At 61.9% G+C, this 11789-nt stretch carries 14 protein-coding genes; 8 read left to right on the top strand and 6 right to left on the bottom strand.

The window, feature by feature from the left end; genetic code table 11:
* The first annotated feature begins 103 nt into the window (after nt 1-103).
* A complete protein-coding gene (locus ACZ5C7_RS18785) occupies nt 104-604 on the top strand; it encodes a hypothetical protein (RefSeq protein WP_464377793.1) in 501 nt (166 codons plus the stop codon).
* A 94-nt stretch (nt 605-698) separates the two neighbouring features.
* Here the strand turns inward: ACZ5C7_RS18785 and ACZ5C7_RS18780 are convergent, their stop codons facing one another.
* Together ACZ5C7_RS18780 and ACZ5C7_RS18775 are read right to left on the bottom strand one after the other, a co-directional pair.
* Nucleotides 699-2450 (bottom strand): YcaO-like family protein, encoded by a 1752-nt coding sequence (locus ACZ5C7_RS18780; protein ID WP_464377792.1) that lies wholly within the window; start codon nt 2448-2450, stop codon nt 699-701.
* An 81-nt stretch (nt 2451-2531) separates the two neighbouring features.
* Nucleotides 2532-2705 (bottom strand): hypothetical protein, encoded by a 174-nt coding sequence (locus tag ACZ5C7_RS18775; protein WP_464377791.1) that lies wholly within the window; start codon nt 2703-2705, stop codon nt 2532-2534.
* Between the two features lie 280 nt (nt 2706-2985).
* On the opposite strand from ACZ5C7_RS18775, the gene ACZ5C7_RS18770 reads away from it, so the two are divergent.
* Nucleotides 2986-3165: a protein translocase SEC61 complex subunit gamma gene (locus tag ACZ5C7_RS18770; protein WP_283835206.1), complete on the top strand. Its 180-nt coding sequence runs from the start codon at nt 2986-2988 to the stop codon at nt 3163-3165.
* Nucleotides 3165-3602: a transcription elongation factor Spt5 gene (locus ACZ5C7_RS18765; RefSeq protein WP_283835205.1), complete on the top strand. Its 438-nt coding sequence runs from the start codon at nt 3165-3167 to the stop codon at nt 3600-3602. Before ACZ5C7_RS18770 ends, ACZ5C7_RS18765 begins: the two co-directional genes overlap by 1 nt.
* 164 nt (nt 3603-3766) lie before the next feature.
* Here ACZ5C7_RS18765 and ACZ5C7_RS18760 read toward each other — a convergent pair whose 3' ends face one another.
* Nucleotides 3767-4054, bottom strand: a complete 288-nt coding sequence (locus ACZ5C7_RS18760) for a DUF7565 family protein (protein WP_464377790.1) — start codon at nt 4052-4054, stop codon at nt 3767-3769.
* 109 nt (nt 4055-4163) lie between these two features.
* Between ACZ5C7_RS18760 and ACZ5C7_RS18755 the strand changes: the two genes are divergently transcribed.
* A complete protein-coding gene (locus ACZ5C7_RS18755) occupies nt 4164-4934 on the top strand; it encodes a PHP domain-containing protein (protein ID WP_464377789.1) in 771 nt (256 codons plus the stop codon).
* A 33-nt stretch (nt 4935-4967) separates the two neighbouring features.
* On the opposite strand, the gene ACZ5C7_RS18750 is transcribed toward ACZ5C7_RS18755, so the two are convergent.
* From ACZ5C7_RS18750 to ACZ5C7_RS18740, 3 genes are all read right to left on the bottom strand, one after another.
* Nucleotides 4968-5426 (bottom strand): Mut7-C RNAse domain-containing protein, encoded by a 459-nt coding sequence (locus ACZ5C7_RS18750; protein WP_464377788.1) that lies wholly within the window; start codon nt 5424-5426, stop codon nt 4968-4970.
* A 46-nt stretch (nt 5427-5472) separates the two neighbouring features.
* Nucleotides 5473-7320: a helix-hairpin-helix domain-containing protein gene (locus ACZ5C7_RS18745; protein ID WP_464377787.1), complete on the bottom strand. Its 1848-nt coding sequence runs from the start codon at nt 7318-7320 to the stop codon at nt 5473-5475.
* Between the two features lie 139 nt (nt 7321-7459).
* Nucleotides 7460-7900 carry a DUF5788 family protein gene (locus ACZ5C7_RS18740; protein ID WP_464378474.1) on the bottom strand — a complete coding sequence of 147 codons (441 nt, stop codon included), beginning with the start codon at nt 7898-7900 and terminating at the stop codon, nt 7460-7462.
* Between the two features lie 100 nt (nt 7901-8000).
* Between ACZ5C7_RS18740 and ACZ5C7_RS18735 the strand changes: the two genes are divergently transcribed.
* The 4 genes from ACZ5C7_RS18735 (at nt 8001) to ACZ5C7_RS18720 (ending at nt 11732) form a co-directional block, all read left to right on the top strand.
* Nucleotides 8001-8990 (top strand): rhomboid family intramembrane serine protease, encoded by a 990-nt coding sequence (locus ACZ5C7_RS18735; protein ID WP_464377786.1) that lies wholly within the window; start codon nt 8001-8003, stop codon nt 8988-8990.
* A 75-nt stretch (nt 8991-9065) separates the two neighbouring features.
* Nucleotides 9066-9863 carry an endonuclease V gene (locus ACZ5C7_RS18730; protein WP_464377785.1) on the top strand — a complete coding sequence of 266 codons (798 nt, stop codon included), beginning with the start codon at nt 9066-9068 and terminating at the stop codon, nt 9861-9863.
* Between the two features lie 103 nt (nt 9864-9966).
* Complete coding sequence (locus ACZ5C7_RS18725; RefSeq protein WP_464377784.1) at nt 9967-10785, top strand: helix-turn-helix transcriptional regulator; 819 nt, start codon at nt 9967-9969, stop codon at nt 10783-10785.
* A 113-nt stretch (nt 10786-10898) separates the two neighbouring features.
* Nucleotides 10899-11732 carry a class I SAM-dependent methyltransferase gene (locus tag ACZ5C7_RS18720; RefSeq protein WP_464377783.1) on the top strand — a complete coding sequence of 278 codons (834 nt, stop codon included), beginning with the start codon at nt 10899-10901 and terminating at the stop codon, nt 11730-11732.
* The last annotated feature ends 57 nt before the right edge of the window (nt 11733-11789 follow it).

Here is an 11789-nt window from a genome sequence, read left to right as displayed (position 1 = left end):
TATCCGCACGGAGTGAATGAGGGTATCTACGGATCCGGCTCTCCGTATCTTACGGTCGATTCGAAAAGTAATACATACAACTATCCAGCACCGAGGCTCGGGTGTGAATCGCCGTACTGTACTTCGATCCGGTGCCGTGCTCGCGACCGTCGGGTTAGCGGGCTGTATCGACGGCGTTCAAGAGCACTTTCAGGGGGAGATTCAGAGCCCGGTTCCGGTCGAAATCTTCAACGAAAGCGACCAAACCCACAATATTCAACTCGAGGCGATAGAGCGAGGGACCGACCGCGGAACGTACGATCAAGGATACTCCGTTACGCCCGGTGAGCGCGTGAGCGCCCCGTCACTCGACGGATTCGAGCAGAGTTTTCGAGTGATGCGAATCGACCAGACCGGAGACGAGGATTGGGTCGAAGTCGGGGCCGTTACGGGTGAGACACAGCTCATCCAGATAACGATCTACGACGACGACCTCGAACTCGAGATATCCACCAGCGAGGAAGACGAACCGGAACTCGACGGCAACGAATCCGACGGAGAAGAGCTAGACGAGAACGAAACCGAGGAGTTCGACGACGAAGAGTGGCCGTCCGAAGAGGAGTGAACTACGGGATAACTGAATCGAGGGGATCTGTCGTACGCAGAAACGACTGAACTGCAAATCGTCTCGGATCTAGCGCTATTTCTTCGCGGAAATCTCAGGGATAGAGGTGGAACTCCCGATCAAGGTCCGGCTCGAAGCCGAGTTCGTCCGGAACCGCGGTTGCGCGGTCGCCGAAGTACGGCTCGCCGGTGAAAAGCGGCTGTGCGCCGGGAACCACGACCCGCACCGCTTCGAAGCCGAGATCCGCCACGTCTCGCGTCGTTAGCCGGGCCGCGTACGGCGTCAAACCAGCCGCGCTCGTTCGGGAGACGAGTTCCTCGAGTCTGTCGGCTCCAGTCGGGACCGGATCCGGACCGACGCTCTCGGCGGGAATCGTTCGATCGATGTCGACGAATTCCTGCGCTGCGTTGGGGAACGACGCGTAGCGCCCGATCTCGCCCGTTGCGGTATCCGCATCGTCAAGGCCGATTCCGCGCAGTTCCATCCAGTTTTGGAGCGCTTCGGCCAGTGCCGACCGGGCGGCGGCCGTGCCGTCCAACGCCGCCGCAGAGCCCGCGGCGAAGTGCGGCCAGTTGTCCTCGTTGCGAGCGGTCGCCCTATCTCGGTGAACGGCGACGGCGACTACGGGAACGTCAACGTCCTGGGTCAGCAGTAGTGCGGTTACGGAAAGTCTCTCACTCCGGGCCCTGCGCTCGAGCGCGTCGTAGGTTTCGTCCTCGACGGCGAGCCCGAGTGGATCATACGTCGAGTACCACGAGAGCATCGTCGCGTCGCGCTCGAGGACCTCCGTGAGTCCCGAGATCAAAGCGTCGACGGTGGAGGAGCCGAGTCCGAGGCCGGTCGTAATCGCCGGGACGAGGCGCTCGCCCGGTTGTGGAAACTGAACCGTCGCCGCGGGGAGCTGTGCCGACTCGCCGGTCTCGAGGTTCACGCCCTCGACCCATCGACACTCCGTCGACGAATCGAACGACGGCGCGTCGTCGGGTCGAACGAGTTCGAGCGGCGAGACGGGATTCTCGAGGGCCGATTCGCTCGCGTGGCGGAACTCGTCGTCGCGGTAGACCCCCGCGCAATAGCGCTCGAGTCCCTCGCCGACGGCTTTCATCAGCGCTGCGTTCCAGTCTTCGTCGACGCCCGCGGCCTGTTTCGACGCGGACGCGTCGCTGAATCCATCGGTTTCGGCAAGCGTCGTGAGATAGTACGGCGCCGGGAACGACTCGACCTCGCCGATCGAGAGCACCGGCCCCAGTCGGGAATCGATCGCGATTTCTGCTCGGTCGGCCGCCTCCTCGAGCGAGAGCGAGTCGTCGTCCTCGAGATCGAGCGTTCGATCCCGCTCGGAGCTGTGACAGCCGCAGGTCGGGATCGGCAGGTAGTGTCGCCTGGCGTAGGGAAGCTCGCGAACGTGGCCGATGATCGATCGCTCACCCTCCGAAAACACTCGAACGCACTCGCGGCCGGCGATCGCACCGGCCAGGCGTGCCTCGCTTCGATCCGCACTCGGTTGTTCCGGCTGCTCGTCCGTATCCCGCGCCGAGGCGACTCGCGTACAGAGACAGTTGTAACAGCCCGTTCCCGGGGCGTATCCGGACACCGCGGCGTCGACCGCCTCGATGGGGTGGCCGCCCACGCCGCCGATTTCGACGGCTATCCAGGGCGTGTCTCCCGCTCGAGTCGCGTTGGTCGCCTGCTCGAAGGTGTTCGAACCGGCGACGTCGCTGACGATCGCGAACCGGGCCTCGTCTAGTGCTGTCGGGTCGGCGTCTCGGGTTGTGATGTCGATATCGGATAGCGCGGCGTCGATAGCCGCTCGAACCGGGTCATCGGCGACGACGTGGACCTGCATACCCGAACGGTCGAAGGCCGGGGGCAAAAGAATCCCGCTCGCGGGTCCACGCGACGGCGCAGTGGTCCCCGCGGTGTGAACTCACTCCTCGGATTCTTCCTCGTCCTCCGATCGGGGCGCGTTCTGCGTTCCGAGATCGTCGTCGCCGTCGTCGACCTCGTCGGGATCCCGATCGATTCGCTCGAGTTCGTCTTCGATCTCCGCCTCTCGTTCTGCCTCGTACTCGTCCGCTCGGTCTGTGTCGTCTTCTGCCATACCGGAACTTTGGATGCCAGCTGTTTGATCGGCGTGCCGTCATCTGCAACGTTGGCTGATCCTGCTATCGCTAGTACCGTTCCAAGCGTCGACTGATGAGTGAACTCGGGAACACGCCATCGATTTCACCCATCAGTTCAGGCTTGGACCGCCACTAGAAGCCGTTTCCGACAACCGACTAATTCGATATCGTGACAGTACCTGTCTCGTGATCGAACTCGAGTGAAACAAACGGGACACGAAAGACAGATAAAAGGGCACGCACTGTGAACACACATATATGGACGTTCCGTACGATCTCACCTCGTACGTCAGGGTGTTGAAAATGGCAACGACACCGACGACGAACGAGTTCCTGCAGGTCTCGAAAATCGCCGGAGCCGGAATCCTCTTTGTCGGATTCATCGGCTTCATCATCGGCGCAATCATGCTGCTCCTGACCGGATCAGGTGGCGTCTAATGGCGATCTACGCAGTCAAAACCACCGCGAGCCAAGAACGCACCGTCGCGGACATGATTATCAACCGCGAGGAGCCGGATATCCACGCCGCGCTCGCGCCCGACTCGCTGACATCATACGTCATGGTCGAGGCGGACGACAACGCGGTCCTCAATCGTGTCCTCGAGGATATCCCACACGCCCGGAGCATCGTGCCGGGCAAATCCGACATCTCAGAGGTCGAGCACTTCCTCTCGCCGAAACCGGATGTCGAAGGGATCGCAGAGGGTGACATCGTCGAGCTCATCGCAGGACCGTTCAAGGGCGAGAAAGCCCAGGTTCAGCGCATCGACGAGGGCAAGGATCAGGTGACCGTCGAACTGTACGAGGCGACGGTTCCGATTCCGGTGACGGTTCGGGGCGACCAGATTCGGGTGCTGGATTCCGACGAGCGGTAGGGGGCCGGTTCGCTCGGCGCGAGCGAGGATCGAACGGAGTGAGGTCGGAGCGAGTGCCGAGGAGGTTTTCTACTGAATTACGAGAAGAGGATCGTGAGTCCGTGTAGGGTGTGGAACCAACGGTCTTGATGAGCCGACGAGCTACCGGCGCGTACAATCCGAAATTACCGTTTCAATTCGGTCGCGATGTGTTGCATATCCGCGACGGAATCGATTTCCTCGAGCAGGTCTTCGCGCTCTCGGACGTCCTCGGAGCTCGCGCCGTAGGCTCTGACGTACTCGGCGCGACTGTGTTCGGTAAAGACGTGACGGATCGACAGGTAGCCGTCTGGGACAATCGTACCGCATACTTTGCACTCGCGGCGTTCGTGTTCGGTCGCTTGATGGATAACCGCTGATTCGACCTCTTCGAAGACTTTGCCGCAGCCGTCGATTCCACAGTCCCAGGGCATTGGTACCTGTGAGACAACGATACCTAAAGGTCTTTTCGACCGTTCGGGCCGTCGACACGTCGACCGTGACTGACGAATCAGAATTCATAACTTCCCAGTCTCAAAACTGGTGGACGTGACTGCCGGAGCCGAGTTTCGAGTCGATTGCCACGTTAAAGTGCTCGACAGAGACGTCGTTTCGAACGCTCGAGAAGCGGGACTCGATGCCATCGTCTATGCACCGCATTTCACTCGGCTCCCCGAGATCCGACGTCGAGCCGAGACCCACTCCTGCGACGACTTGCTCGTCATCCCTGCTCGAGAGGTGTTCACCGGCTCGTGGCGAAATCGCAAACACGTCCTCGCGCTCGGACTGTCCGAGCCGGTTCCCGATTTCATTTCGCTCGAGGCGGCGATGGCCGAGTTCGAACGCCAGGACGCGACGGTGTTGGTACCTCATCCCGAGTTCGCGACCGTGAGCCTCACGGAAGACGACATTCGGACGTACGACGACATCATCGACGGCGTCGAAATCTACAACCCGAAACATCTTCCCTCGACGAATCGCCGGGCGCGCGAAATCGCCGAACTCACGTCGATGTCGCCGTTTGCGTCCTCGTACGCTCACGTGCCGAGTACGATCGGGGTCGCCTACACCGCCTTCGACGACGATTTCGAAACGGAAGCGGGCGTTCTCGACGCACTCGAGAACGGCGCCGGTAGACGGATCGTCCACGCGGACGGACTCGAGAGGTGGAAGACGACGGCGACGGAACTGGCTCACCTCGGCTACGAAAACACCTGGAAGAAAGTCGAGCGACTGTTTCTCTCCGGTCAGGAGCCGACGCACGCCAGTCACATCGCCTACGACGGTCGGTTCGAAGACGACTCCGTATACTGAGTGCTCGAGCCGTCGTTCTTGGCCCTGGATCGTTCAATCGATTTCCGAGAGTGTCGACCGAACGTCGTCCCAGTGACTCCCCTTCCAGAAGTACTGTCCACACGCTCGACACCGCCATATCGGTCGCGTTCCGCCTGGGACGTATTCGGGTACCTCGCTCGCCGACTCTTCCGAAGGCGATTGCACACGCTCGAGATGCCCGTTGCATCGGCCACACCACACCGGCTCCGTCGCGAGCGTCAGATCGACACTCGCCGTGGCGAGTTCCTCGAGTTGGGCCTCGACTGCTCGGGACGTGAGCAGGATCGAATCCTCGGCTCGCTCGGAGAGGGCCGCGTCTCGAGTGATCAATGCCCTGCCCTCCGAATCTGCAACTCGCTGAAGTTCGTCATCCTCCTCGAGATCCCTCTCGCCGGCGTAGGCCGTGTCGTGACCGCACATTCGAAGGTACGAGACGATTCCACCGCACATCAGGTCGACGAGAAAACGCATGTGCTGTTGTATCAGGATGCGGCGCTATCGATTTTCACTCAGCTACTCAGTGCAGGAACTCCCGAAGCTCCTCGAGATCCCACGTGTTAATGACGTCCGCTGGTTCCGCCCAGCCGCGACGGGCCGTGTGGACGCCCCAGCGAACGTACTCGAGCGTCGCCGGCTGGTGGGCGTCGGTGTCGATCGCGATCGTCGCGCCCTCTTCGAGCGCGGCCTGGACGGCGCTTCCCCAGAGGTCGAGCCGCCGAAGATCGCTGTTGACCTCGAGTGCGGTGTCGTGTTCGGCGGCTGCGGCCCCGAGCGCCGTCGCGTCGATCGCGAGCCCTTCACGCTGGTTGAGCAATCGTCCGCTCGGGTGGCCGATCACGTCGATCGCGGGATTTTCGATGGCCCGGACGAGTCGTTCCGCGGCGTCCTCGGAGTCCTGGTCGAGCGCGCTGTGGGGCGAGGCGACGATGATATCGAGCGCGTCGATCACCTCGTCGCCGAGACCGATCTCGCCGTCGGCGTCGATGTTGGCCTCGGTTCCCGCAAGGACTTCGATATCCGCGGCGGCGTCGACCTCCCGAATCGCCTCGACCTGCTCGAGAATCTCCGTATCGGAGAGGCCCATCCCGCCGACGACGCCGGGTCCGACGGCGTGGTCCGTGACGGCGTAGTAGTCATACCCTCGGTCCTCGGCGGCATCGACCATCTCCTCGATCGTGTTGTTGCCGTCGGACCACTCGGTGTGGGTGTGTAAGTCGCCGCGAATGTCCTCTCGAGTGATTAGGTTCGGAAGCTCACCCGAAGCTGCGGCGTCGATTTCGCCGCGATCCTCGCGCAGTTCCGGCGGGATCCAGGGCAACCCGAGTGCGTCGTACATCCCTTCTTCCGTCTCGCCCGCGACGCGGTCGCCGACCCGCTGACTTCCGTCGGACTGCTGGCCCGACGACGTTCGCGAACCGTCGGTTCCCTCACCCGCGTCCGGATCGTCGATCTCGTCGTCGGACTCCGTCCGACTGCCCGAGGCCCGTAGCGCCTCGCTACTTACATCGAACGCGCCGTACTCGTTCAACTTCATGTCGCGCTCGATCGCGTAGTTTCGGAGCCGAACGTTGTGATCCTTACTGCCCGTGAAGTACTGCAGCGCAGAGCCGAACTCCTCGGGGACGACGACGCGAAGGTCGACGCGAACGTCGCCGACCCGCACGCTCGCCTTCGAGGGACCCGACTCGATCTCGTCGTCGATCGAATCCCACTCGAGGAACGCCTCGACCGCCTCGGGCCCCGACTCCGTGGCTGCGAGTGCGTCGACGTCGCCGATCGTCTCTCGCCACCGCCGGATCGAGCCGCCGACTTCCACCTCGGAAATTACGTCGACGGACTCGAGGTACTCGAGCACGTCGTCCGCGAGCGGTCTGGCTTCGCCCAGCAGTTGTCGTTCGCCGATCGTCCGCGCGAACTCGACGTTTTCGAGGATGTTTTGCTCCGTCTTCGGGCCGAATCCTTTGACCTCCTGAATCTCGCCCGCCTCGGCGGCGGCCTCGAGGTCGTCCAGATTCCGGATCTCGAGTTCGCGATAGAGCGAGCCGACCGTCTTGGGGCCGACGCCTTCAACGCGGGTCAGCGCGGCCATGTCGACTGGTAGCTCCTCGCGTAGTTCCTCGAGTTCCTCGATCTCGCCCGTCTCGACGTACTCGACGATCTTCGAGGAGATGGCGTCTCCGACGCCGTCGATGTTCTCGACGGCCTCCTCGTTGCCAGCCTCGAGTTGGTCCGCGATCGGCGAGGGGTGGGCCAGGATGTTCTCCGCGGCGCGGCGATACGCTCTCGGTTTGTACTCGACGTCGTCCGCCTCGAGCAAGTTTGCGAACTCCTCGAAGCGGGCGGCGAGTTCGGCGTTGGTCGTCATCGGAGGGCCCTCCGTTCGTCGCTCTCGATCATGCTCACTGGTTGGTTCTCACGTCGGACGGTCATATTACCTGTTGCCTCGTGACGCCACGGTACCGGTCGTCTCGCGTCGCGCGTTACCTGTGGTTTCGCACCGCACATCACCTGCCACCTCGAGACGCCGCGTCGTCTTCGCGGCCGAGCGCCTTCTGCAGGAACGACATCCAGCGTTTGGTGTCCGCGGCTTGCTTGCTCTGCTGTTCGCCCTCGAGATCCGTCGGCCCGAGGTTCTCGAGCGCGTTGAGCGCTCGATCGATCCCGACGACGCTCCGGGCCAACTCCTCCCCGGTCTCCCGGGTGATGTCGTCTTCCTCGATCCGTTCGATCCGCTCTAAGCGCTCGCGTCGGAGATTTTTCTTCGCTTGCTCGACGCGTTCGCGTTCGCCCGCGGGTACCGTCTCGCGGCGTTTGATCTCGAAGACGAACGTCTGGAGATCGATCTCCTCGCCCTGGACGGCGATCGTCTCCGGGATATCCGCGCCGACGGTCGCGCCTTCGCGCCCGACGCGCTCGAGCAACTGCTTTCGCTCGTACTCTTGCACGGGTTCGTGTTCGCTCGTAACCAGCAAAAAGGAATCGGGGCGCGGCACGAGCCCACCGAAACCCCAAATCCCTTAGCCATTCCACGCATACCCCCGGGCAATGGCCAAGTGCGACGTGTGTGGGCAACAAGAGAACATGCCGTACGAGTGTCGCCATTGCGGGGGAACACACTGCGGCGAGCACCGCTTACCGGAGAACCACAACTGCTCGGGCCTGCACGACTGGAACGACCCGAAGGGAGTCTTCAACAGCGGGTTCGACGACAGCGTGAACTCGAACTCGAGCGTTGAGGCCTCGACGAAGGCGAAAATCGCCTCGAAGCTTCCGTTCGATACGGGGCCGGGCGGGCCGCTGGGATACTTCCGTGGGAACGTAACGTATACGATTTTGCTGTTGATGTGGATCACGTTCTTGCTCCAGCAGGTGGCGAGACTGTTGCTTGCACCCGTCGGTTCGCTCGGAATGTTTCAAGGTTCGTCATATCTCACCTACCGCTCGATCTTCGCTCTCACGCCACAGAATCCCGAGTACGTCTGGACGTGGGTAACATCTATCTTCGCTCACGGCGGGCTGATGCATATCGCCTTTAACAGCATCGTGATTTTCTTCTTCGGTCCGCTGCTGAGTCGGTACGTTAGCGACCGGAACTTCTGGTTGCTGTTTCTCGGAAGCGGGATACTGGCCGGGCTCTCCCAGGTCTTCATCCAGATGACCGAAGGCGCGCTCGCACCCTGGGAGGGCGGCGTTCTCGGCGCGTCTGGGGGCGCACTCGCCATCCTCGGCGTTATCACGATTCTGAACCCTAACCTCAAAGTGTATTTCATGTTCTTCATTCCGATGCCGCTCTGGGTGCTGACAGGCGGGTTCGCCGTGATCAGTCTGTTGCTGGTCGGCGGCGGCATGGGAGGGGCCCTCGGGATTGCTCACGCAGCCCACCTGGTTGGTTTGCTGGTCGGCTTCGCCTACGGGGAGTACCTCAAACGAACGAAGAACATCCGGACACCGAACCAGTTACAACTCGGTGGTGGCGGCGGGCCGGGTGGGCCGGGCGGACCCGGCGGTCCGGGACGCGGACGCGGTCCGTTCTAAACACGTCTCGCCGGTTTCTGTCGATCGATATCTAAATCCCGACACTCATTTTCGCTCGTCTATTACGACACACCAATGAGCAACCTCTCGAGACCAGACCTCCTCCCCGACGCCTCGCTTTCGACCGAGGAGATGGAGTCACTCCAGCGAGAGATCGCCGAAAGTGCGGTGTTCGAGGACGAGACGGAGTTGTTCGAGACGTTCGACCCCGAATCTCTCTCGAACCCGCTCAAGGCGGCCACGAGCGATACTGACCCGCCGATCGTCGCCGGCGTCGATCAATCGTTTCTGCTCGATTCCGAACCTGAACGGGCCCTGAGCGCCGTCGTCGCAATGCGCGGCGGCGAAGTGATCGAACGCGTCTTCGCCGTTACGCCCCTCGAGATTCCGTACATTCCCGGCCTGCTGGCGTTCCGGGAGGGAGCGCCGATTCTGGACGCCATCGAGGAACTCTTCGTCGAGCCCGATCTCTTCCTGTTCGACGGGAGCGGGCGCATCCACTTCCGGCAGGCGGGCATCGCGACCCACATCGGCGTTCTCCTCGACGCCCCGGCCATCGGCGTCGCGAAGAGTCTCCTCTGTGGCGAGCCCGCGGGCGATCTCGAAAACCTCCCCGCCGGAACGCGCGTTCCGATCGAAGCGAACTCGCGGGTCGACGTTGCCGACGGAACCCTGCTCGGATACGCCGTCCAGACCAAGCAGTACGAGTCCTCGAGTCGGTACGTGAACCCGCTGTACGTCAGTCCCGGTCACCGCGTCGGCCCCGAAACGGCCGCCGACGTCGTGCTGGAGCTGAGTTCGGGATACAAACTCCCGGAACCGGTTCGTCTGGCGGATGGGTACGCGGATGAGGCCAAAGAGATAGATGGCTAATTCACACGCCCGATGACCTCTTCGACGTAACTCACGCATTCCGTCGACGAGAAAACGAGAGGCCTCCCTGCACGATTATTGTGTGTCGAGTCATACCATTATCATGGATGCGACACTCGACGATATCGAGTTCCTCGTCAGTTCGAACCATCGCGTTGGGGTGCTTGACGAACTGGCTGCGGGCTCTTGTGACCGGGACGACCTGCGCACGGCAACGGGAGCGTCTTCCCCGACTATGGGCCGAATCCTCACCGACTTTCGGGACCGCTACTGGATCGAACGAGAGGGGAGCACGTACCAGCTGACCGGGCTGGGTGAGTACGTCGCCGACCAGTTTGGTCGATTCAAGGACGCGATGGCGTATCAGCGGCGACTCCGCGAGGTCTGGCCGTGGTTGCCGCACGAAATCGACGGATTCAGCATTGAGTTGTTCACCGACGTGGTCGTTTCCCAACCAGGGCCCGGATACCCTTACGAGCCTGTCGAACGGCTCACGGATCTCATCACCGCAACGAGAACGATGCGCGGATTCGGCATGGCACTACTCAAATCAGGAAATTTAGAGCCGTTTTTCGACCGGGTCCAGAAGGGCTTGGAGTGTGAATACGTCTACCCGCCAGCCGTGTTCCGGGAACTCCTCTTGTGGGACGAGGAAACGGTCGTGGAGACTACGACTCGCGCCAATTATACCGTCTTGTTGAACGATGACCTTCCGCTCGAGGACCGGTGTGGCATCTGCCTCTTCGACGACCGGGTCAGCATCTGCTGTTACGACCCGAGGACGGGTGCGTTGCAGTCGCTCGTTGACACCGAAAGCGACGAGATGCGCGCGTGGGCGGAGTCCTACTACGAACAGTTTCGGGACGAAGCCCGACCGCTCGACGACGCAACTGACCTCGGTTCGGTCGGGTCGATCCGATGATCGACGCCAACTGATTCGGGTTCACCTCACCAACTGCGCTTTCGCGGCGTGAAATATTTCACTAGGCATTTATACTTCCATTCGCGGCGTACCCGCACTTGCGGTGAGCGTTCATGAGTAATCACACACCCAAATCGTCCGGCTGGCAGGTTGAACAGAGCGCTTCCGAAGCCTACGAACTATTTCTAGTGCCGCCGATTTTCGCGCCGTGGGCTGATCGACTGATCGAGACTGGCGAGGTACGCGAGGGAGACCGTGTCTTAGACGTTGCCTGCGGGACCGGTATCGTGGCGCGTCATGCTGCGTCCCGGGTCGAGACTAGCGGGTCCGTTGTCGGGCTCGACATCAACGAAGAGATGCTTGCAGTGGCGGAAGAAACCGCTGCCGACAGCCAGCCTTCGGTCGAGTGGCGACGGGGGGACGCGACCGACCTCCCGTTCTCGGATGGAGGCTTCGACGTCGTCTGCTGTCAACAAGCACTCCAGTTCTTCGAGGATCCGTTCGCCGCCCTCGAGGAGATGCGTCGGGTTCTTCCACCCGGTGGGCGTGTGGCGCTGAGCGTTTGGCGATCGATCGACTACCAGCCCGCATACGCCGTGTTAGCCGACGCCTTGGAGCGACACATCGGCGATGAAGCCGGGGAAATGATGCGCTCTCCGTTCTCCGAATGGGGCGGGGAGGACCTCCGGATGCTCGCCCAGGACGCACGGTTCGACGACGTCTCAGTCAGCATCGAGATCGGCTCCGTGCGCTACCCTTCGGTCGCGGCGTTCGTTCGCCGCGAGGCGGCTAGCTCGCCGTTAGCCGAACCGATCGCAGCCGTCGAGCGAACGGTGCGGGACGAACTGATTCGAGAGGTCGAGGATGCGTTACACGCGTATATTGACGATGAAGGAATCGTCTCCCCGATGGAATCGTACGTTGTCACCGCAGACAGGTCGCAGTAGCGGACGAGACATCCCTTCGAAATTCGGTTTCTATCCTTCCAAAACCCATCACGGGTC

The sequence above is a fragment of the Halostagnicola alkaliphila genome (assembly GCF_055379965.1).
This window is presented reverse-complemented; position numbering and strand designations above follow the sequence as displayed.

What these genes read in the sequence shown, in the direction of transcription:
- ACZ5C7_RS18780 (WP_464377792.1), bottom strand. Translation starts at nt 2,450, where the DNA reads ATGCAGGTCCACGTCGTCGCCGATGACCCGGTTCGAGCGGCTATCGAC.
- ACZ5C7_RS18775 (WP_464377791.1), bottom strand. Translation starts at nt 2,705, where the DNA reads ATGGCAGAAGACGACACAGACCGAGCGGACGAGTACGAGGCAGAACGA.
- ACZ5C7_RS18770 (WP_283835206.1), top strand. Translation starts at nt 2,986, where the DNA reads ATGGACGTTCCGTACGATCTCACCTCGTACGTCAGGGTGTTGAAAATG.
- ACZ5C7_RS18765 (WP_283835205.1), top strand. Translation starts at nt 3,165, where the DNA reads ATGGCGATCTACGCAGTCAAAACCACCGCGAGCCAAGAACGCACCGTC.
- ACZ5C7_RS18760 (WP_464377790.1), bottom strand. Translation starts at nt 4,054, where the DNA reads ATGCCCTGGGACTGTGGAATCGACGGCTGCGGCAAAGTCTTCGAAGAG.
- ACZ5C7_RS18750 (WP_464377788.1), bottom strand. Translation starts at nt 5,426, where the DNA reads ATGCGTTTTCTCGTCGACCTGATGTGCGGTGGAATCGTCTCGTACCTT.
- ACZ5C7_RS18745 (WP_464377787.1), bottom strand. Translation starts at nt 7,320, where the DNA reads ATGACGACCAACGCCGAACTCGCCGCCCGCTTCGAGGAGTTCGCAAAC.
- ACZ5C7_RS18735 (WP_464377786.1), top strand. Translation starts at nt 8,001, where the DNA reads ATGGCCAAGTGCGACGTGTGTGGGCAACAAGAGAACATGCCGTACGAG.
- ACZ5C7_RS18730 (WP_464377785.1), top strand. Translation starts at nt 9,066, where the DNA reads ATGAGCAACCTCTCGAGACCAGACCTCCTCCCCGACGCCTCGCTTTCG.
- ACZ5C7_RS18725 (WP_464377784.1), top strand. Translation starts at nt 9,967, where the DNA reads ATGGATGCGACACTCGACGATATCGAGTTCCTCGTCAGTTCGAACCAT.
- ACZ5C7_RS18720 (WP_464377783.1), top strand. Translation starts at nt 10,899, where the DNA reads ATGAGTAATCACACACCCAAATCGTCCGGCTGGCAGGTTGAACAGAGC.